Origin of the sequence: Methanosarcina baikalica (assembly GCF_031461075.1) — an archaeon.
In the GTDB taxonomy this organism is placed as follows: Archaea; Halobacteriota; Methanosarcinia; order Methanosarcinales; family Methanosarcinaceae; genus Methanosarcina; species Methanosarcina baikalica.
On record NZ_JAVKPK010000024.1, the window covers coordinates 30,401 to 52,733 of the forward strand.

16 protein-coding genes are annotated in these 22,333 nt (G+C 39.9%); 8 read left to right on the forward strand and 8 right to left on the reverse strand.

Annotated elements, in window-relative coordinates:
- Window positions 1-24: 24 nt before the first annotated feature.
- From RG963_RS07590 to RG963_RS07605, 3 genes are all read right to left on the reverse strand, one after another.
- On the reverse strand, window positions 25-603 hold the full coding sequence (locus tag RG963_RS07590) for a TetR/AcrR family transcriptional regulator (protein WP_310575664.1): 579 nt from the start codon (window positions 601-603) through the stop codon (window positions 25-27).
- A gap of 552 nt (window positions 604-1,155) precedes the next feature.
- Entirely contained in the window at window positions 1,156-1,455 is a 300-nt protein-coding gene (locus tag RG963_RS07600) for a hypothetical protein (protein WP_310575665.1), read from the reverse strand.
- A gap of 768 nt (window positions 1,456-2,223) precedes the next feature.
- The gene (locus tag RG963_RS07605; protein WP_310575666.1) at window positions 2,224-3,783 is read right to left on the reverse strand and encodes a catalase; all 1,560 of its coding nucleotides are present in this window, start codon (window positions 3,781-3,783) and stop codon (window positions 2,224-2,226) included.
- Between the two features lie 458 nt (window positions 3,784-4,241).
- Between RG963_RS07605 and RG963_RS07610 the strand changes: the two genes are divergently transcribed.
- Window positions 4,242-6,167 (forward strand): SWIM zinc finger domain-containing protein, encoded by a 1,926-nt coding sequence (locus RG963_RS07610; RefSeq protein WP_310575667.1) that lies wholly within the window; start codon window positions 4,242-4,244, stop codon window positions 6,165-6,167.
- A gap of 203 nt (window positions 6,168-6,370) precedes the next feature.
- A complete protein-coding gene (locus RG963_RS07615) occupies window positions 6,371-6,550 on the forward strand; it encodes a 4Fe-4S binding protein (RefSeq protein WP_310575668.1) in 180 nt (59 codons plus the stop codon).
- 101 nt (window positions 6,551-6,651) lie between these two features.
- Here the strand turns inward: RG963_RS07615 and RG963_RS07620 are convergent, their stop codons facing one another.
- The 3 genes from RG963_RS07620 to RG963_RS07630 all read right to left on the reverse strand — a co-directional run bounded on the left by RG963_RS07620 (window position 6,652) and on the right by RG963_RS07630 (window position 8,904).
- Window positions 6,652-7,128, reverse strand: a complete 477-nt coding sequence (locus RG963_RS07620) for a DNA-deoxyinosine glycosylase (protein ID WP_310575669.1) — start codon at window positions 7,126-7,128, stop codon at window positions 6,652-6,654.
- A 52-nt stretch (window positions 7,129-7,180) separates the two neighbouring features.
- Window positions 7,181-7,972 carry a helix-turn-helix transcriptional regulator gene (locus RG963_RS07625; RefSeq protein ID WP_310575670.1) on the reverse strand — a complete coding sequence of 264 codons (792 nt, stop codon included), beginning with the start codon at window positions 7,970-7,972 and terminating at the stop codon, window positions 7,181-7,183.
- Window positions 7,973-8,070: 98 nt separating this feature from the next.
- On the reverse strand, window positions 8,071-8,904 hold the full coding sequence (locus RG963_RS07630) for a helix-turn-helix transcriptional regulator (protein ID WP_449566835.1): 834 nt from the start codon (window positions 8,902-8,904) through the stop codon (window positions 8,071-8,073).
- 917 nt (window positions 8,905-9,821) lie between these two features.
- On the opposite strand from RG963_RS07630, the gene mtaC reads away from it, so the two are divergent.
- Window positions 9,822-10,598 carry a methanol--corrinoid protein MtaC gene (mtaC, locus tag RG963_RS07635; protein ID WP_310575672.1) on the forward strand — a complete coding sequence of 259 codons (777 nt, stop codon included), beginning with the start codon at window positions 9,822-9,824 and terminating at the stop codon, window positions 10,596-10,598.
- A 10-nt stretch (window positions 10,599-10,608) separates the two neighbouring features.
- Window positions 10,609-11,994: a methanol--corrinoid protein co-methyltransferase MtaB gene (gene mtaB, locus RG963_RS07640; RefSeq protein WP_310575680.1), complete on the forward strand. Its 1,386-nt coding sequence runs from the start codon at window positions 10,609-10,611 to the stop codon at window positions 11,992-11,994.
- Window positions 11,995-13,442: 1,448 nt separating this feature from the next.
- Here the strand turns inward: mtaB and RG963_RS07645 are convergent.
- Window positions 13,443-14,441: a PHP domain-containing protein gene (locus RG963_RS07645; RefSeq protein ID WP_310575673.1), complete on the reverse strand. Its 999-nt coding sequence runs from the start codon at window positions 14,439-14,441 to the stop codon at window positions 13,443-13,445.
- 503 nt (window positions 14,442-14,944) lie between these two features.
- On the opposite strand from RG963_RS07645, the gene RG963_RS07650 reads away from it, so the two are divergent.
- Complete coding sequence (locus RG963_RS07650) at window positions 14,945-16,369, forward strand: RNA-guided endonuclease InsQ/TnpB family protein (RefSeq protein WP_310575674.1); 1,425 nt, start codon at window positions 14,945-14,947, stop codon at window positions 16,367-16,369.
- A 111-nt stretch (window positions 16,370-16,480) separates the two neighbouring features.
- Here RG963_RS07650 and RG963_RS07655 read toward each other — a convergent pair whose 3' ends face one another.
- Window positions 16,481-18,247 carry an alkaline phosphatase gene (locus RG963_RS07655; RefSeq protein WP_310575675.1) on the reverse strand — a complete coding sequence of 589 codons (1,767 nt, stop codon included), beginning with the start codon at window positions 18,245-18,247 and terminating at the stop codon, window positions 16,481-16,483.
- A 616-nt stretch (window positions 18,248-18,863) separates the two neighbouring features.
- On the opposite strand from RG963_RS07655, the gene RG963_RS07660 reads away from it, so the two are divergent.
- The 3 genes from RG963_RS07660 to RG963_RS07670 form a co-directional block, all read left to right on the forward strand.
- Window positions 18,864-19,364, forward strand: coding sequence for a phosphate-starvation-inducible PsiE family protein (locus tag RG963_RS07660; protein ID WP_310575676.1), 501 nt, complete (start codon window positions 18,864-18,866; stop codon window positions 19,362-19,364).
- Window positions 19,365-19,972: 608 nt separating this feature from the next.
- Window positions 19,973-21,097 (forward strand): UDP-N-acetylglucosamine--N-acetylmuramyl-(pentapeptide) pyrophosphoryl-undecaprenol N-acetylglucosamine transferase, encoded by a 1,125-nt coding sequence (locus tag RG963_RS07665; RefSeq protein ID WP_310575677.1) that lies wholly within the window; start codon window positions 19,973-19,975, stop codon window positions 21,095-21,097.
- A 94-nt stretch (window positions 21,098-21,191) separates the two neighbouring features.
- A partial coding sequence (locus RG963_RS07670) for a UDP-N-acetylglucosamine--N-acetylmuramyl-(pentapeptide) pyrophosphoryl-undecaprenol N-acetylglucosamine transferase (protein ID WP_310575678.1) occupies window positions 21,192-22,333 on the forward strand: 1,142 nt, incomplete at its 3' end.

Genomic DNA, 22,333 nt, shown 5'->3' on the forward strand with positions numbered 1-22,333 from the left:
ACTCATAAGTGGGATGAAAAGAAATTAATTCTTAGCTAAACCTTTCCAGATAATCTGAAATCCGTCTTCGATAAACTTATTTTTATCTTGTGATGAATCTGAACCAAGGATCAGATTCACTACCGTCCTGCTAGCCTGATAAAACATTGCAATGGTCAGCTCCGCGGAAAAGTCTCTGATCACTCCTGTTTTTATTCCTTCATTCACAAGATCATGGAGAAAGACATATTCTTTCATTACTTCTTCACGCGTAAATTTTGTTATATAAGGAGAAGAGCAAAACTGCCCGACAAAAAGAAATTCTTCCCGATTGTCTACTCCCCATTTGATTAAATTTAACCATATTTTTCTTAATTTATCCTGAAAGGTGCTCTGTGTTTCAATTTCTTTCCCCATACTTTGACTTAATTGCCCTTTTACTTCGAAATACAGGCTGTTTATAAGGTCTTCCTTTGTGGGAAAGTAGTTGAAAAGGGTGCCTGTGGCTACACCTGCTTCTTTCGAAATCTGAGCAGTGGATGTACCGTGGAAGCCTCTTTCAGTGAAAAGCTTCAGGGCCGATTCCATAATGGCTGTTTTTTTGTCTTTGATCTGTTCTTTCATATATTCTCTCTAATTGACTGATTAGTCAGTTTACTGAATACTTTCCTTGTTAGATAAATATTTTATGGTGCTTTTTTTCTTGCCATTCCTCGAGAACATTTAGAACAGATAGAGCACTCGTAATGGGGGTAAACACTTGTAAAAAAGGTAAACACAGGAGGGGGGTTATAAAATATTTTAAAGTACATTTCAATCCTAAAAATGATTTCGATTCAATTCAAAATTGATTTTGATAAGGTTGAGAAAAGAGATCTGTTTGTTTTTCAGATCCAAATTAGAGCAATCAAATAAAAGTGACAGGTTAAAACATGACTCTAAAGTAGGGATAAAAATCTGTTTTGCTACCATGATTGGGACAGAAAGAAAATGTTTCCGTAATTTAGAGGAATTTGAAAACTTTTAAAGAGAATGTAATAGCTTCTCCTGCTATCCATTGCAATGACATGGAGATGAAAGTTGAGGGGAAAAACATTGGCGTTGAATGACAAATATACTTGTTACTTCTCTCATCCAAAAAAGAGGATCCGAAGTAATTTATGCTATGGGAATTTTTTACCAACCCTTTCTATATTTCTTCGGAAGTTTTTGTTCTTTAATTTTAGCCTTTCTTTCTCTCATTGATCTTTCGGCTTCTTTTGTTTCAGGAGTTTCAAATTTCGGAGTATTCGAACTTCCTAATTGTTGACTCGATTCTAGGTTTTTTTCGTTTTGAGATGTTTCAAACGAAGACGGCTTCTTATTCTCTTCTTCCTCTTTTGTTATGAACTTTCTCACGTTATCAAATATTTTCTTTAATTGATTACATCTTTTTTTAGGATTATTATGCACACTACCTGGGTTATTATCAACCATAAAACCACATCCCTATTTTATCTTCTTATATTCGTATACGAGATTAACGAATTAGTGGGTAAAATAATACCATTAATAAAAATTCATTAAAGATGACTTTTCTAATCAAGAACAAAGTTAAACTCTTGAATTTCACACTATTTAAATAGAGAGCTGATCCCAAAACTCAACGATAACTAATAGTATGCGCCGACAGAAATGACCTATTTATACAAAATGAAAGTGTCTATGTGGTATAGATAGATTTTTTAAAGTTCTTAATATTTTTGACCTTTGGAAGTATTTCAATAATTGTTTTAGATTTTGCTTAATATTGGTTGAATCGATAACAGAAACAATCTCAGTATAAACATTATTTAATATATCTTTTAATACCGGATATATAGAGGGATGTCCACAGCTAAGTTGAGATCAGTAACAGGGATTCTCCGAAGCTCTTTGCATAGGATATCGGATAGCTGAGAAAGCAAGGAATTAATTAAAAAGACTGTAAGTAAAACAGCGTGTATTATTTTAAGAAAGAGTATTGAATCGTCTCGTCGTCCTAAATTTTGATGGGGGGATGTGGCTACTGTATTACAATAACGGGGGAAGAAAACGGCTTGAAATTACACCCCCTATTTTTTCAGAAAAAGACCCCCTGAATTCAAATTTAGTTATATAAAGTAGAAGATTCATCCGTGAATTCGACTTAATTAAAAATAGAAATTTAAACGAACCAGGTAGCTTTGGATAGGCTCTCAAGTTCGTCTTTTTTTAATAGATTCTTTACTTCTTTAAGCCCAAGCCTTGAGCTACAGCTGCACTCAAGTTTTTGTCTGCCTGCTGCAGATTATCTACTGCTCGCTTCTGAATCTCAGGTTTGGTTACATGGCTGAGATCGAACACCAGGTTGGAAACCAAGTGCTCCTTTTCAGTCTGGTTCAGGGAGCGGTATCTATCTCCTGCCTGAGTAAAGTCATCAGTCTTGTAGATCTGCTCTCGGGTCATGTTTCCTTCGAGGTAAGGCTCATATGCCTCTCCTTCCTGGGAAACAGGTTCAGATCCTCCCTGGCTGCTGGGATAGTAGTTAACTGAGCCATTGAACACCTGGTACTGCATGGCCCCATCGCGCTGGTTATTGTCTACTCCTGCCAGCGGTCTGTTGGTGGGTAACTCATTGAAGTTAGCCCCCAGGCGGTAGCGCTGTGTATCGGCGTAGGAGAATGTCCTGCCTTGAAGCATTTTGTCAGCAGAGAACTCAATGCCTGGAACCAGATTAGCTGGGCAGAAGGCTGCTTCCTCGACCTGAGTAAAGAAATTTTCTGGGTTACGGTTAAGCACCATCTTACCTACTGGTATCAGGGGGAACTTGTCCTCCGGCCAGATTTTGGTGTCATCCAGCGGGTCAAAGGTCTGATTCATTTCCTCGGAGATATTCATTGTTTGCACATAGAGCTCGTACTCTGGGTAATCTCCCTTTTGAATGGCATTCCACAGATCTCTGGTTAGATAGTCCGGGTCTTCACCAGCTATCTTGGTAGCATTCTGGCGATCGAAATTATGCACTCCCAGCTTTGGCTTCCAGTGATATTTAACGTATATGGGTTTGCCATCCTTGTTTACCCACACATAGGTATTAACTCCGAATCCCTCCATCATCCTGTAGCTAGCTGGAGTCCCTCTATCTGAGAAGACCCAGGTAATCATATGAGTCGACTCCGGAGTAAGGGATATGAAATCCCAGAAGTTATTGTGTCCCGAAGACGAAGATGGAGTATTGTTGTTAGGTTCAGCTTTTAGGGCATGAATAAAATCTGGGAACTTTAAGGCATCTCTGATAAAGAAGACGGGTATATCGTTGCCTACCAGATCATAGTTACCATCTTCAGTGTAGAACTTAACCGCAAATCCCCGAACATCTCTCACCGTGTCCGCGGAACCCTTACTTCCTGCAACTGTGGAGAACCGCACAAAGACGGGAGTCTTATTATTAGAATCTTGCAGGAATTTAGCTTTGGTGTAATTGTCCATTGGTTCATAAACCTGGAAATAACCAAAGGCTCCAGCACCTTTTGCGTGCACTACTCTCTCAGGAATGCGCTCCCGATCGAAGTGAGATATCTTCTCAACGAACTGGAAGTCTTGCAAAAGAGTTTGGCCGCGATTGCCTACGGTAAGAGAATTATTGTCGTTGTTAATTGGATAACCCTGACTAGTGGTCATATTTTTGCTTATAGTTGTCCCATTTCCTTCTGATGGCTTAGCGATAGATAAACCTGGTAGAAGAATCGCAAGAGTCATCAAAAGTACTAAAATATGTTTCAAATCTCTACGGGAAATATACAATGAAACTACCCCCCAATTATGGTTATATTATGATTCAAATATTCAATTATATAATTTTCGTTATTATATAACTGTTTAAATATATATCTTTTTTATAACAGCTGGTCATATTAGCATTGGAGTCAGTCCTTAATAGCAGTTTCATGTCGAATTATAACTTTTATAAGCTCAGTTTATCGGCTATCTAATGAGTACGGTGATATTTTAGCTCCAAAATAAATCCAAGCGTTCCAACTTCTTTTTTATTCCTTGCGCTAGAGTATGTTATCAAATGTACACAAAAGCAGAAAATATTTTAGAGCTGAATTTAAGTTAAAGTTGCCCTTTACCCAATTGCAGAAATGGTTTGAATTTTAAGATAGGCTCTTAGAGATGGGGGCATTTCCTGTTCGGAATACAGATACAGGAAAATAGAGCTTATAATCCTATTTTTATATCACCAGCCTAAATAGTAACTTATGCCATCAGAAAGCAAGAATCCCGATCCCTTCAAGGAACTTAAATGGAGTGATCTCCAGGATTGGGCTGGAGGGAAGGCCACTGCAAAGGGGATCAAGTACCAGGAAGAGGAACGGGTAAAAGAGATTAAACGCACCTCTGAAGGCAGCCTGGTCGCCCTGGTAGAGGGGACAACAGAGTATTTCACAGAAGTTTCCCTGGAAAACGGAAAACTGAGTTCGATCTGCACCTGCCCTGTTGGGCATAACTGCAAACATGGAGTTGCAGCTGTACTTGAATATCTCGAACGCATAGAGCAGGGGGAAGAAATTCCGGTTATTGCCGAGGAAAACCCGCTTATTGCAAGAGCCAGACGAGGATATGCAGGAGCTGAAATTTTCGGTGTCTATGAGGCTGAGGAATCTTCACGGACTCTCCGCGAGTATCTGGAACAAATTGAAAAATCGGAATTAATCGAGATATTGATGACATTTGCAAAAAAAGATACTATGCTTGGCAGATACCTGAGAGCCCGGCAGAACCTTGCATCAGAAAACCCGGAAGAAATTGTTGTGGGCATCTATTCCGAACTGGACGAGCTTTGGAGGGAAACAGGGGGCTATGACTTCTGGAGTTCTGAAGGCGAGGATGTGCCTAATTTTTCAGATGTGCAGGTCAGGCTGGAAAGCCTGCTTGATTCAGGTCACCCTGACGAACTGCTTGATATCGGAAAAGAGCTCATGGATAGGTATGATGGAATTGTGGAATATGACGACGAAGGGGACATAGGAACAAAAATATCCAGCTGCATGGACGTGGTGTTCAGAGCTTTATCTCAATCTTCTCTTCCTGCACATGAGAAAATGCTTTATGCTCTTGAAATTGAGCTAAAAGATAATTACAACATTCTTAATGAACATCTTTTCTGGAAAGAAGATTTTACTCCGGAAGAGTGGATGCTATTTGCAGAAGCTCTCAAATTCCGGTTAAAGGATACTGAAAAGATAAACAATCTCCTGTACGACTCATCCTGGGAGCGGGATTATGTTGTTGAAAGGCTTATTGACGCCCTGAAAAAAGCCGGGCTTTCTGAAGAGGTTATTCCGATCTGTGAACTCGAAGCCGAAAGAACAGGCAATTATCTAAGGCTTGTCAGAGAACTGCTCGATTCCGGACAGACAGAGAAAGCAGAAAAATGGATTTACAGGGGAATCAAGGAAAGCAGAGAAGATAAGCCTGGTCCTGCCTACGAGCTCCTGCAGATTCTTCTTGAAATTAAAGAAAACGACGGAAACTGGCTTTTTGTAGCTGCCCTCGAAACAGAAAATTTTTTTAAGTTTCCCCATCTGACCAGCTATATTGGAATGCGGAAAGCAGCCAGAAAAATCGGGAGATGGCAGGAGATCCGGGAAGCTGCCCTCCAGTACCTGAGAAACGGAGAACTTCCAGCCAGTAAGGCCAAAATTACGGAAGAAACTTCAATCTTTCCTGGTATTCTTCCGAAAACGGGGCTGCTGAAAGTTGACTCACTAAGGGAAATTAAACCTCCTGCTCTTGATTTGTTAATACAAATAGCTATTCAAGAAAATGATGCTGAAGAGGTAGTCCGCTGGTATGAAGAGCTTAAAAAAAGCAAAGGTGAAGCCGAAAGATATTGGAATTCCGTCTCAGAAAACGAAATTGCAAATGCAGTAAAGAGCAAATATCCTGAAATTGCGATTGAGATCTGGAAAAAGCTTGCAGAAGACCTGATCTCCGAAACAAAAGTAAGCTCATATGAAGCCGCATCAGTATCTATCCGAAAAGTAAAGCAGACGCTGGAAGCAATTGAAAAAAAAGAAGAGTGGGAAGCTTATCTCAGGGAGCTAAGGGAAGTCAACAGGCGCAAAAGGAAGCTGCTTCAAATCCTGGATATGCTGAGAGAAGACCGGATAATCAGCGAATAGAGAGGACAAAAGGAAGTGTAGCAGGTAAAGCGGGGTTGTGAGATGGGTAAGAACATATTTATATATAATATCTCCTAAATAAAAATAGATTAAGATTAACTCGGATCCTAAATCCTGGATATGCTTCAAAAATACTTCTCTAAATAAGTATAGGAAAGTATAGAAAAAAAATAAGGAAAAACGAAATAAAGGAGCTATAAAATATGCCAGCAAAAGTCAACAAAGAAGAATGTACAGCCTGTGGAACCTGTGTGGAAGAATGTCCTGTAGAAGCAATCATTATTGATGAGGACAAAGGTTGTGCAGTTGTAGATGAAGAAGAATGTGTGGACTGTGGAGCCTGTGAAGAAGCTTGCCCCATACAGGCTATAAAGGTTGAATAACCTGAAAGAACCGGAATTGTATATCCAAAGTTCATTTTGTGAACAAAACTCGAAATATTCAGAAGAATGGGGAAAAGGTTGATCGGGTCAAGAAGAGTCTTTCAGCGTTTGAAAGCAGCTTTCCATTCCGATTTTCTATTTTTTCCAAATCGTCTGTTTGCTCCGCTTGAAGATGGAATAACTCTTGTTTCATACCCCATTTCCTTTAGAATCGGTTCGTATTTCCCTGATTTTTTACCATTAAAAATAACCAGTTTCAGATTCGGGGCTATCTCTTTCAATATTGAAAATTGATTTACCTCTTCGTCTTTTATCTTTGTATCCTCGCTTCCTTTTCTTTTTCCGGCTTTAAAGGCATCCCAGAGCCCTATTCCATTCTGCTTCAGGGTCTCAAGCCTGTTTTCATAACTCATGCTCTGAATATCTTCTCTTATGACACTGCCTAGCAGCCTCCAGAAGTCGTTGCCTGGGTGCCCGTAGTACTGATGTTTCCTGATAGAGACATCACCCGGAAGGGATCCTAGGATCAGGATCTCTGTGTTTTCATCGACGACTGCTGGGAAACCTTGCTTTTTCATTCTTTAAGGAAGCTGAAACTTAAGGTTATTTAAGCTTTGGGAACAAAAAAGGTTAAATCAGAGTTACCTGTTCCGACATATCTCTGTAATAGTTGAAAAGTTCCTGTCCCCAGGAAAGGGCAGTTTTCTCAAAGCTCACCATTTCATGGTTATAATATCTTCCTTCTTTTGAAATCATGGATAAGGAAATGAAACGATCGGTAACAATGCTGGAAGCAAGCTCTATTTTATGATCACAGACAAAGAGGCGTGTGTTCTTCATATTTATGAACTCTTCTACCTCTTTTCTGTAATCGGAAATCAGCTTTTCATATATTGGCTTTTCCAGAACAAGAGATACTTCGATCCCTCTTTTTGCAAGGTCCAGATAAAGGCCAGGATACCCTGGGCGGAAAAATGAAGAAACTTCCATAACTGTCCCGGACCTGTAAAGCGGGTCCATAATTTCAGGAGGGTAATCGAAGATATGGGTCCTGTCAGGCACAAGCTCCTTACAGCTGCCAAGCTCTCCGATACGGTCCAGCAGGTGAGGAGGAAGAGTCCGCAAATTCTGCCTTGCCCAGTAATCGTGGTTCTCATTAAAGATCTGAAATGTAGATAAAAGAAGCTCCATTTTGGGGACAATAAGCTTTCCTTTTACCGAAAGTTCATAACTATCTCCATTTTGCACCAGCAGTCCGTCCTTGAACAGGATGCGGATCTGGGCCATAATAGGACTGGAGCTGACTTCAAGTCCTGTTTTAATTTCCTCAATTGTTTTTGGCCCATCCTTCAGGAGTAGAAGCAAATTTTTCCTTTTGTCCGAAAAAAAAATTGTATCTATTAACTGCAGTTCCATACTCATTCGATTTAACCTCCGGAAAGGGATTCTGGAGTTATATCTGGAATTTGGTTGGGTATCTCATTCGAAAACTCAAATTTTCATAAAGCGTGCCTTATATCTCAGTGCAGGCTGAGCAACAGTGATTCTGAAAAAGCTCCGTTTTCGGTTGTACAGACAAGATTATCAATACATTTTTCGCTTTCTATCTGCCAGGATCTTGATTTATAATACTCGAAAAGCTCCCTTGCCCAGTTTATAGCCTCAGGTTCGGAACAGGATATATAGTCGTGATAGAACCTTCCATTACTGTCAAAGAGAGAGATTATCATTCCACGGTCTGATACGATAAGTTCAGCCAACTTGACCCCGTCATTGCAGATAAAAAGTTCGGTATTCTGCAACTTGGTAATTTTCCTTATTTTCCTTTCATAGTTATGAAGGATCTTTTCGAGTACCGATTCAGTGAAAATAAGGGTAACGTCTGATTCCAGCCTTCCGAGTTTTGAATAAAGGGGAAGAAATTCAGGCCTGTAGAAGGATGAGAATACCATAAGATAACGTGATGAAGAGAAAAAATTTAAAAGTTCCATACTTGGTTCAAAAATCTGGCTTGGGTCGGCTTTAACCAGCTTGCAGTCCTTCAGATCCCCGATTCTGTCAAGAAGACACTGGGGAATTCCACTGAGGTCGTGTTCGATCCAGTAATTATCTCGTTCGAGCAAAGTCAGAACGTTGACAAGGGATTGAGCTTTTTTAAATACCTGATCTCCCATATCTGTCAATTCGTAGTTTCCATTTTTTTGAATGACCAGGTCACTGTCTGTAAGCCTTTTGATCTGTGGCAAGATAGCCGTGGGAGAAACATCAAGGAGGGTCTTAATTTCTTCCATTGTTCTTGGTTCCTCTCCCAACAGTAAAAGGAGGTCTCTTCTTTTCTGGGAACGAAATACTATATCTGTTAACTCAGGTTGCGTTCAAATCACTCCTATCGCGTTTTTCTGTAAATATAGGATATCTGAATCATTGACACTAAAAGTCCGCATAAAGGCGAATGAAAATTTGAGTTCCGGTCTGGTCCTGTACGGCCCGAATAGGAGGAAAAGTTTGTGCCATATGTTGGAGATAATCGATATGCTCATTTATATAAAAGAATTTGGATGAATAATTTCAAACGTAAGGGAATCTAGACAACAGAATATTAAGAGTTTGGAAAAAATATCGTATTTCAATAAAAACGATATCATTGGCCAGAGTTTAGAGTTGCCGGCACTTTTGTTATGTAAATAAATAGGATAAGTAAAATTGAAAGAGTACAGTACGAACATTGAAATTTTTGACAGGCTTTATCATAATAACATCACTGTTCAAAAAGAAGTTCGATGTTTCAAAGATACGCATTTTAAAAAGAGTTGATACATTTTTATCTAATTTGTCTCAAAAATTTAAAGTTTATTTATCTGGGAAATGAGAGTAAAAAATTTCCGGGCAGAAAATCGCGTAACCGACTCAAAATTTCAGACCCCTTATTGCTATGTTAAAACCAGAAAAAAATTCCCGTCGGTTATGGTATATGTGATGATTTCCCCTAATTATGCTGTGTAAGCGTATCAGTTTTAGATACGCAAATCAATAAAAAAGGAAAAGTTCCGGTGAACAGGAGAGATTTTTTCGCGGGTATATACCAAGGAAAATCCGGAGATCGAATCCGATAAATACGGATGCTCTGCGGTCTTTCCACGGCTGAATTCCGCCGAAAGAAAAAGCTTCACGGAGGTAAAGCCGGAACCTCACGATGCCGAAGATGTCCGGAACTGCAGATCCGGAACGGTGACGGCCTTTTTGCCAAAAACTAAAACGGAGGTTTATAAATATGTTGGACTTTACAGAGGCAAGTCTGAAAAAAGTATTAACCAGGTACAATGTGGCTCTGGAAAAGGCGATGACGCCTGAAGATGCCGCAGAAGAGATCTATCCTAAAGACGAATTAATTTACCCGATTGCAAAAGCTATCTTTGAAGGAGAAGAAGATGACGTAATCGAGGGTCTCCAGGCAGCAATGGATGCAGGCAAGGACCCGATTAGCCTTATCGACGATGCCCTCATGGTCGGTATGGGTGTTGTCACAAAACTCTACGACGAAGGTGTCATTTTCCTGCCGAACGTCATGATGTCTGCTGATGCTATGCTGAACGGTATCGAGTTCTGTAAGGAAAACTCTGAAACTGCCCATGAAACCAAAGGAACCGTTGTCTGTCACGTTGCAGAAGGCGACGTCCATGACATTGGAAAGAACATCGTTACAGCTCTTCTCAGGGCAAACGGTTACGATGTAGTTGACCTTGGAAGGGACGTCCCTGTAGACGAAGTTATTGCAGCAGTTATTGCAAACAAGCCTCTCATGGTCACAGGTACTGCACTCATGACCACCACCATGTATGCATTCAAGGAAGTTAACGACAAACTTCTCGAAAAGGGAATAAAGATTCCATTCGCATGCGGTGGCGGCGCAGTTAACCAGGACTTCGTATCTCAGTATGCACTCGGTGTGTATGGTGAAGAAGCCGCTGATGCCCCCAAGATTGCTGACGCAATCATTGCAGGTACCACAGATATCGTAGCATTAAGAGAGAAATTCCACAAGCACTGAGGTGAATGAAATGGCAGCAAAAAGATACACTTCAATGGCATACGCAAGCGCAGATGAGATGACTTTCGGCGTATCCAAATATCCAGTAAAAGCAGGCCTTGACCTCGAAATCGGTGCAGGCTATACAATTCCTGAAGTTAACTATGCCCCAAGACCTGAAGCCGGTGCGTCCAAGGAAAAACTCGTAAAGGAATACGAGAGAATTACCACCGACATCATGGCAAGGATGGTCCAGGTCGGCTTCCCGGCAGTAATTCTCGAAACTGAGCACGTTCAGCAGATGTCCAACAACCCCTCCTGGGGAGCAGAAGTTGCACACGCCCAGAAAACCATCATGGAAGAATACCACGATGAATACGGCATAAAGTGCGCACTCCGCCACACAATCGGTGACATCCGTGAGAACAGGGACTTCCTCCAGCTCAGAGGAGACAAATACTCCGTCTTCCTCGAAGCCTTCGAAGAATGTGCAAAGGCCGGCGCTGACCTGCTTTCAGTAGAGAGCATGGGTGGTAAGGAAGTTTTCGACTATGCAGTTCTGAGAAACGACATAGCTGGTATGCTCTACGCAATCGGCTGCCTCGGCTCCATTGACATGGAAATGATCTGGTCCGACATTGCAGCAATTGCAAAGAAGACTGGCACTGTTGCAGCTGGTGACACTGACTGTGCTCAGGCAAACACCGCAATGTTCATCGGCGGCGGGCTGCTCGACAAGAACCTCGCCCACACCCTCGCAATTCTCGCAAGGGCAATTTCCGCCCCAAGGTCCCTTGTTGCATACGAAGCCGGTGCAAAAGGCCCGGGTAAGGACTGCGGATATGAAAACATCATCGTCAAAGCCATTACAGGTATGCCGATGACCCAGGAAGGTAAGACTTCCACCTGCGCCCACTCTGATGTAATGGGTAACCTTATTATGCAGTGTTGTGACTGCTGGTCCAACGAATCTGTTGAGTACCACGGTGAATTCGGCGGCACAACTGTTCAGTGCTGGTCTGAAACTCTGGCATACGACTGCGCCCTCATGAACACCGCTCTTGAAACCAAGAACGACAAAGTTCTCAGGGACCTTCTCATGCTCTCCGACAGGTACAGAGACCCCCAGTCCTACGTGCTTGCCTACGACAACGCATACAGGGTCGGTCAGGCAATTGTTAAGGACGGAGACAACATCTACCTCAGGGCAAAGAACGCTGCAGTCGAATGTTGCAACATCGTCAGCGAAGGTGCAGCTGGCAAGCTCGCACTCTCCAGGTTCGAAACCAAGGCCCTGGCAGATGCAAAGGCAACCCTTGATGCTCTTCCATCTGACATGGACAAATTCATGGATGACTGCCTCACAAAATATAAGAGTGAAGTTAAAGTCTTCCTGCCGGAGAACTACGGCTTCTAAGCCGAACCCTCCGGTTCTTTTTTCTTTTTTAAATTCATTTTGAATTCTGCACATTTTTAGCCGTTTTTGACTCTTAATTTTGCACTTTTTTTGCTGTTGCCCTATACTTCATTTCTGCTTTTGTACTTCTCAACATAGTTTTGCACGTAAGTATTTGCACTTCAATTCACTCAAGACTCTATAACCATACGGGCATGGAAAAATTTACTCTAGATTCTGTAATCATGGAACACACCTGCAGCCGAAGGAACTTGCCTGCATTATCCACATCCTGAGTTTTCCGACTATCGACAGTTCATGATATGTTTTAATTGAGAAACCGGTAAATTCACTCAGTTAACAGATAGATCGACAAAGGAAGGAATATAAAGAATATGAATATATAAATCGGGCAGAAAAAGGGAGGAATAAAATATGGACAATAATATATATTTTCAGAGCATAGAACAATACTTAATGAAGCAATTACATAGAAAAAAGAAAAATATATATACTGGGGGAGGTATCGATAAATAGTAGCGTGGGACCAAAAAATATACGAACAGACCAAAAATCGTGCCATCAACAAGGAGTTTATATAACTCTCCCATGTTACTTCTTTTACAGTGAGACACACATTAGCTCTCTTCTTTTATTTTCTGGTGGTACATTAGTTAATAAGTTAGGTTAATAAGTTAGCATTTTTCAGAGAGATACATACTTGCGTTATATGTACTTTTGATTTTTCTTGCAGGTAAGTTTGGAAGTGAGGGAGCTATATAAGCTCATGAGATAAATATCTCAGTGTTACAACTTGATTAAAATTGATGCGCCAGAATCCGATTGTATGTGCTGGATATGCAAGTTTATATAATCTTACATTTGGCAGATCGACATTAAAAATTTAGAGATTTTTTGATGCCGTTTTTGAACACTCACTAACTGTATGTTAGGTTTAAAGCTGGTTAACGGGTGGCTCAATTCCCCGTAGTATTCTCGACCTGCCGAATATAGGATAATTTGCTTTGTAGAAAACCTATCTAAATCAGCTCCCAGAGACTGAAAATAAACAAGCAAAAATGCATCAGGCAATTCATTTTAAGTTAATGGAATTCATTATTTCGAAGGATTTTCTACAGAGCAGGATAATGATTTCTAAATAAGTAAAAATTTCTAAATGAGTAAAAGAGAGGGTTGTTTATAATATGGTCCCATTGCAAAAAAATGTTTCTGCAATTTGACACTATAATTTTCACTATTATGTGTCATTTTCTCCCAAAAAATGATTAACTTTCTGAATTGTGATGGTTTTTACTGATTTTGTGAAAAAGCCAGATTTTTTGCAACGGAACCGTTTTATTAATGACAAATGGTTGATTGGGAAAGAGTTTGCAAAAACTGGAAAATAGTGATAAAGTTAATAAACGACTTCAAACTAAACATTTGAGTTATTTATACAATTAAATAACTCATGCTATCTGATTAAAGATTTTTTCTATCCTTGAAACCAGAGGCTTTTCAGTCCTCATGTACATATAAGCAGGAAGTCCTGATCTGGAGAAATTCTGGAAAAACTTCATTGCTAGGCTATTAATTCTAGGAAACTCTTTAATTCTGCCATTTGCAAAAAGACTTATTACTCTGTCAAAACTCCAAACATTCGTAGTGAAGTTTATATCTTCTCGCAACTGTTTATCCATGGAAAAAATAAGCTCAATCCAGGAATTCAATTCTCTTGTAAGATGTCTCCTGGTCCCTCCTTCAACTACAATATATGACCTTCCTTTTTTAACATTTTCGAAATATTCTCTAAATGTTTCCCCTTTTGCAAGGGTGTATACAGCTCCCATACCTCCTGTATGACTATCTGTAGTAGCAGCAAGCCCTACTCCATACTTTCTGGCGAGCGCTGCAGTCATCAGATTTTTTTCAGTTAAGTTCTGCATATTATATTCAACAACTGGGAATTTTTTTATAAGTTCGGGTACAGCCCACAGATTAGGGCAATCTCCGATAGCAAACCAAAAGGGATGGTTATAGATATGGGGAAGGTCGTGAGTTCTTAGATAGCGGATAAAGTTTTTGAAATCGCATTCCTGATTTGCGATCAACTCAAGTTCTTTAAATTCTTCCAAATCAAGTTCAAAAACATTAACGTGAACAGTATGTCCTATATTTTCAGGATCTCTAATTGAAATCTCAACTCCTGGAACCAGTCCTTCCCTATCCCAACCAAGCAGGTCATAAGCTTTGACAGTATCATGGTCGGTAAAAGTCACAAAATCAAGCCCTTGCGAGCTTGATTTTTCAAAAAGAACCGCCGGATGCATTGATTTAGTAGGAAGGACATCATAGGAACAGGAAGAGTGTACATGCAGATCCACCTTCTTCCATCCTTCCTGAAGAAGAGTTTCTGCAACCTCAGCGCTTACGGTTGTTTTAGCATCTTTTCTGGTTTTTCCTTGCATAAACAAACACGACCACTTTATCCAGAATTTCTTTTCAGTATAAAAGTTAAGGAATTCTTATTCAATAAAAAGAATACATAAATTACATATAGACATTTCGCTAAAAAACATATTATTTCTAAGTAATATATATCTATCTGCAACAAGTAACTTGATTGTTTAGAAAAATCTTTGTGCTATATATTATCTAAATGACCTATGGGTATCTAATGGAAAAAGTTAAAGTAAAAGAAAAGGAGCACGAGTAGACTATTTATTTGTCATAGTATCTTGACAACTTCAAGTTAATGTTTAAGAATAAAATAGCTTGTGGAATGAACTCTAAATATAAGTTTTCCATTGATTCGGGTTTTGCTTCTAAAACGAATTCTTGGCCACCTTATTATCAGGAAATCTCTGATTATTTACTGGCAAAATACTTAAATATCTTTATGCCATTGTATATAGAAATCAAATATAAATCATAGATGTTCTCACAAATATTTATATTAGTTATAACTATTATGAATATTGACCGTGGAGCAAAAACCCGGATGCTACTGACCTATAAAATCAAGCACAATCGGAATTTTTCGGAGGAACTCATAAAGGCTCGAAAGGTTGCTGAGTTGTGCATCAAAAATCCGACTCAAAACCGAGACCTTAACCCGCCTCCCATACAAAAACCTGTTTTTTCTCTTCCATCTTCGCCTTCATCCTCATTCTCTACTTCTTCTGAGTTTTCTCATGACTTTTCAATTGCTTCTTCTGCTCCTCCATCTTTTGACTCTCTATCTGCATCTGATCCATTTCCGGTGTCGGGATCTCTTTCTCCTAGGGATGTTAAACATATAGGCTTGAAGTCAATTATTTCCGGCCAGATTATCAAGAAATATTCCCGAAACCAGGATATCAGATCTGTAAAGCATGTGAAATTGATCATTCCTTCGCGGGCAGTCAGTGTCGACAGGAAGGAGCGAATCCTTATGATCCCCTGCCTGAAGCTTCTGCTGAACTATCGTTTTTCCAGCAACTTCAAAAAAATTTCCCAGATTGAAATTGATAGTATCTATGCTTATATAGCAGTTGTCTTCCCGGGCGACGAACCCAAAAGTTCCGGGCACTATATAGGAGTTGACCGCAATACTAAAGGACACATTGCAGTTGTAGCGGACCCTGGGTCCGGTAAAATCTGGAAGTTAGGAAAAATGCGCTACCATACGCATAAAAAATACGAAAATATAAAAAAACGGCTCTGTAATATGCGCAAAAGTAAACATTTAAAAGCTGTAGAAATTAGGGAAAAGAATATTGTAAAGGACTTGAATCATAAAATTAGCCGAAAGATTGTGGACGTCGCCCTATATAACGGGTGCGGAATCAAACTAGAAAATCTTAAAGGAATCCGGAAACTCAACAGCAAGATTGGAGATACAGGAAAAGGCGAGAAAAATAAAAATAAAAACAAAAAAAGGGAACAAAATAGAGACAAAAGCAGAAGTAAAGAAATTAACAAAAGCTCTCTCAAAAATAAAAGCAAACCCGAAAAACAACCACGGTCTTATGAATACTCCCTGAACAGCTGGTCATTTCAGCAGCTTCAGCAGTTTATTGAATACAAAGCCAGGCTGCGAGGAGTAGAGGTAGTTTATATCGATCCCCACGCGACTAGCAAGAAGTGCAGCCGCTGCGGACATACAGGCAACCGACACAGTAAGCAATTTGAGTGTCCACATTGCGGGCACGTTGATCATGCCGATGTCAATGCCGCCTTTAATATAGCGTTGACGCCAAAAGGCAGCGGTCAATTCTCTGCAGAAAGAGATGCAGGGAAAGGGAGCACTGACACCCCTCGACGGGTCCTGGATCGTACCATCTTCAGTAAACGTACAGCCAGAGAAAAAACTTCTCCACAGTTTGCGTGGGAAGTATGTCAGTTTTTAGACTAAGACCTATTCCGGGACTTCCCTTAATGCATATCTAGAGAGATTTGTTCAACAACTCGCGGACAGACCAAAAACAAGAAAAGGGAAGTAATCCCTTTCAGTTAACTCACATTTTCAGGCAGCTGCTGCTCTTTGAATTCCGTTAATTTTTGTTCCGTTTACAAGTGAAAGTGCTCCAACGGGAATATAGACCTTACCAGTTGCTGGAGCGTAGACAACTATTCCTTCTAGCTCGTGAGCTACGCCATTCTTGATAAGAATATTCGTACTCACTGGCAGTTCGGCATCTCCAATTTCCAGCACAGGATTTGAGGAATCTGTCACATTCAGCAAATACTCGTTTTTATCCAGTTGCCCATCCCCGTTGTCTGTGGAGAAAACCTCACCCACTTCAATAAAAAGATGCGAATTAGTCTTGTTAAGATCAAATCCAAGTTCTTTGGCTATATATCCCGCAATTTCGGTATTATCTATATGGCCTGTCGGGTAGTCAGGACCATAAGCCCACAATGGGACATCATCTCCAGAATGCCCGTGAGTAGTCCATCCAATTACTGTGTGGTTTCGGCTGATTACCTCGCTGATGGCATAGTCGAGGGAGAGATTTTCTCCATTTGTATGGAGCTCAAGAATTTCAGCTACATCATCATCAGTTGCATCAATGTCCCACCAGGTTTTCAGCTGCTTTTTAATGTTTTCGGACGAAAGGTCTGTTCCCATTTTCGCTGCAACACCTGCAGAACTGAGCTTCATACCTTTGAGAGGCGCAATGACATCTTCCACGGTTGTGGATGTGTAATTGGAGTCAGAGTTGCTGCCAATAGTCATGCCGCCTGTATTATGATCCGGGAAAACTAGAACTAGAGTATGCCCGTCTTTTTTAGCAAAATCAACTGCAACTTTAACAGCTTCGTCAAAAGCCAGGAAATCGGTTACAGCATAGTTAGGATCATTGGCGTGGTCTGCCCAGTCAACCTGGCTGCCTTCGACCATTAGGAAGAAGCCATTTTTGTCCTGGGATAACAGTTCAATGGACTTCCCGGTCATCTCTGAAAGAGAAGGTTGTTCAGGTGCAAGTAAAGAACGATCGATGTCCGGCATCATATGGCTACTGGCAAAAAGGCCCCAGGCCCTGCCAGTGGACAGGTTCATCATTTTATCTCTGCTGTCAACATACTGATAGCCTCTGTCAAGAAGTACTTTAGTCAGGTTTTCTTCGTCAGTCCTTTTTCCCCCCTCAGCTACAGGTGTGAGATAACTGGAACCGCCACCAAAGACCACATCAATGTTCTCATAAACCATCTGTTTCATGATTTCGGTTTCATTATCTCTGTTATCAACGTGAGCAGCAAAAGCTGCAGGTGTGGCATGGGTAACACGCGAAGTTGCTATAAGTCCTGTAGCCTTGCCTTCGAGCTTTGAACCTTCAAGTACTGTTGCAAGCGGTCTGTACTGCAGTTCTTCAGGTGGAATTTCCAGTGTACTTAACACAGAACTATTGCTCGGCCCGACGCTTACAAAACCGTTAGTAGTTTTATATCCCGCAGCAAATGCGGTTGCTGCTGAAGAAGAGTCGGTAATGATTGAGTCCGTGCTATAGGTAGACACTGTTCCAGTCACCATATTGTCAAGCTCAAGAGGCTTTCCGCTATACCAGCGAGCTAAAGTTTCCACACTTTGGGAACAACCATCAGGAATCAAGACAATCACGTTCTTAATTTCAGCTTCCGATCCTGCACGAGATTTGCAGTCTACGGAATCAGTGAAATCAGTATTGTTACTCGAATTACCATCCGCAGCTACTGCGGAAGTAACATTTCCAAGCAGTAGAAGCCCTATAATAGAAATAATCCACAAAGTATCTGTTTCCTTAATCTCCATAGAATTACCTCAACCTTGGGAATAATTTTTAAGTTTATGGGTTTAAAACCTTCTAAAAAATACAAATCCCATTTTTAAAAAAGAAGCCAGTTGTATTTGAATCTTTCACATATAGACTATATGTAACATCATATTCAATATTTGAAAAAGGCAGCTATGTAAGCCTATTTTGTGGTATCAGCTATTTATTAAAATATTTAGAATATATACTCATTTATACATTTGTTAGTTTTCCATAAACCGTATACAAAAGAATAATGCTGCAGCCTAACAAAGCTTCAGTCCGGAATTGAAAACTCAGAATAGACAATACAATTTTTTAACGTGAGACGAAATTAACCATAACTCATATCCTGTTTTTGTGGTGAATGAAAAAGGATAATGAGTAAATTATATTTACAGGACTTTTAGCAAGTTGACAAATGGTTCGATTAATAGTTTTATTGAATTAAGAATTACCACAGAAAAACTAAAAGTCTCATGCTCAACAAATAACAAAGAATGAAATCAATAAATGTAGAACAATATGTTAATAGAGAAACTATAGTGAATAATGAGAAAAACTCTATATAATCCAAGAATTATGGGTAGCATGGTTAATATTAGGAGAGAAACCATGGATAGTATAAAGTTGTTTAAAAAAACAACAGACATAATAAGTACGATTTTTCTTTATGTATTGCTGCTTGCATTAGTTGTAGGGATGGCAAAAACTTTTCTGGATATTCGTTTTATTTTGTTTGAGTCTCTAGAAAGTGGATTCAATCACATGGTTACAAGTGTACTGACGGTTTTTATTGTCATTGACCTTTTCAAAGCATTTGTGGATTACCACGAGAATGATAGGATTAAGCTTACGGATATAACAGATGCCACAATTCTAATAGTCCTGCGTGAAATTGCTGTTGGACTTTATGCGCAAAAATTAGGGTATGAATTTGTTTTAAGTCTGGCGACTTTATTGCTTGTACTTGGTATAATGAGAGTGCTTGCTGTTAAATATTCCCCGGTAAAAACTCAGGAATCTTATATTTCTGTGCCGAGGGAAGAGCAGCCTTCAAAAATCAGCCTTAGTGCTGTTTTTGATAAGTACGGTCTCACTCATGAAAACAATTAACTTCCTACTGTATGTAATTCAGCGTTTCTTCCTACCACAAATATGGCTTCAGCTGGCAGTCTTCAACCGGTTTCGTAAATCCGATAGAACAGTTCCTGAAAAATAGCTTAAATTCCATACATAGTCCTGCTCACTACACTATTTTTAAACCAGGAACAGAGCTTGAGATTATATGTATGGGCTACCTCTGAGAACCTTAGACGATATTTAATGAGAATTTTTACTCCGAAAATAAGGTTCTGATAAATAAATATGCATTTTAGATGAGATAATTATATTTAATTTGATAATTACATAGAACAAAAGAAAAGTATATATATAATGGATGAATATCATTATTTAGTAGCGTGGGACCTGAGCATACAGACAGACCAGAAAATCTCCGAATAGACTCGAAAACATGCCAACATCCATTAAACCCAAATTTCCCATGTTACTTCTTTTTAAATTGGATTATGCCTCTAAATCTCTTCATTTTATTTTTGAATAATATACAGTTGCTTCGTGCAGAATAAATTCTTTTTACACAAATTGCTTTTGAAAGTATTAAGTCCATAGATTGCGGTTTAGAGTAATGGAAGAAAGGTAGATACCGGGATTGAAATCAGATGGAAATCTTACTTTTTATGTGCGGAGAAGGGCTTGGCCACACAAGTCGCTGCCTTGCTTTGGGAAAAGAGTTTCTGGCTGGCGGACACAAGATATACTTTGGGGCATATGGAAACTCAAAAAAGCTTGTAGAAAAAACAGGATATCAGGCATATGAAATCCCCCGTGAAATAAAGCTAGCTGGAAAGTCCGGAATCTTTGATATCAGAAAATCCATTAAAGAAACTCTCAAGAATATTTCCCCTTCAGAGTTCAGAAAGCTTCAGAGACTGATTGAAAAACTCAAACCTGATGTTGTACTTTCGGATGGCTACTATATAGGTATCCTTGCTGCACAAGCTAAGAAAACTCCTGTTTATTTTATTGGCCACCAGTTCAATATGGTAGAATTTTTTCAGAAACAGGATTTTCTGGTGACCGTAGCAGGAAAACTAGTCAAGAGTTTTTATGATCACATCTTCAGAAGTGTAGATGGCATCATTGTGCCTGATTATCCGCTTCCGTATTCTGTAAACCGAAAAAACTTCACACTTACAAAAAGTATCAATAATACCATTCTTTTTAGCGGCCCACTTATCAGGTGCAAATATAGTGAAATCGAATCGAAAACATTCCAGCACCCAAACGTCCTTTCAACGATTGGCGCTTTCGGATACAGAGCAGCCATATTCTGGAGATTACTTGAGGCTGCAAAACTGAATCAGAGTATTCATTATACATTTATTTCAGGGCCCGAAATAGATTCCGAACAGTTTTCAAAAATACCGGAGAATGTTGAGTTTACAGGCTTTACGGAAAATCCTTTTCCTTATTACAAAGGTTCTGACCTGGTAATCACTGCAGGAGGACATGGAACAATCCTTGAAAGCCTTTCTTTCGGACTCCCTGTACTTTCTTTTCCGGACGAAAAACACATAGAACAGGAAAATAACGCAACTGTACTTGAAGAAGAGGGATATGGGAAGAGAATGAGCTACCTTGCAAGACCGGAATTTATTCTTGCCAGCATTAGAGAAATTTTGGAAGGAGAAGAATACTACAAAAAGACCCGAAAATTAAGAGAGCTTGCAGAGGAACTTGACGGACCTGCAACTGTAAGAAAGTTTCTTGAAGAAAAGATTTAATAAAGATTTAATGAAAAGAAGACCGAAGGCAGAAAAATAAAAAATCCGAGCGAAAAACGAATAGGGATAAACGCGTTCTAAAAAAGGGATAAAAATGAAAATAATTATTTTGATCTGCGGAGAAGGACTTGGTCATACTAGCCGATGTCTTGCGCTGGGGAAAGAATTCCTGGCTGGCGGGCACGAAGTCCATTTCGGAGCTTATGGATACTCAAAGGAGCTGGTCGAAAAAACCGGATATTCAGCACATGAAATCCCCTCAGAAATAAAGCTGATCGGAAAGGCTGGAACCCTGGATTTCACAGGCTCAATTGAGGCGACCCTCAAAAGTGCTGACCTTTTAGGAGGTCCAAAACTCCTGAAACTGATAAAAGATATAGGTCCTGATGTCGTTATTTCGGACAGCTACTATCTGGGGATGCTTACTGGTTTTACACTTCGAATTCCGGTATATCTTATCCTGAACCAATCAAATATGGAAGAGTTTTTTAAAAATCGAGGAGTATCCCTGAGACTTCTTGGGGAAGTCACTCGAATGTTCTATAACCAGATTTTTGAAAAAGTAGATAAAATAATCATTCCTGATTATCCGCTTCCTTATACCATTTGTAAGAAAAACCTGAATTTTCGGGGTAAAATTCAGGAGAAACTGTTCTACAGCAGTCCCCTTATAAAAGAAAAATACGAAGAGGTAGAGCTGATTCCCCTTAAGAAACCACATGTTGTCTCCCTCATAGGGGGTTTTGGATACAGGGAACCTATTTTCAGAAAGGTGCTCGAAACAGCAAAGCTTGATCCGTCCATAAATTATACTCTAATTTCAGGTCCTTCCCTTGATCCCTCAAAGCTGGTTGACCTGCCGGAAAATGTACAGATTCTTAAGTTCATAAAAGATACGTACCCATACTTGAAAAGTTCTGATGCAGTAATAGCTCCCGGCGGGCATGGTACAATAATGGAAGCCCTGAGCTTCGGAATTCCTATTCTTTCTTTTCCTGACAGGGGGCACAGCGAACAGGAGAATAATGCTGAAGTGGTTGAGGAAGAAGGCTATGGAAGGATGCTCAGCTATTCCACACCTCCTGAGGTCGTTCTCGAATGTATCCGAAAAGTTCTCGAAGACGAGAAGTACAGAAATAAAACCGAAAGGCTGCGAAGGCTTGCCAGAGAATTGGACGGACCTCGTGCTGTAAGGGAGTTGCTTGAAAAAGAATTTAGAGAAAAAAGTTTTAAATA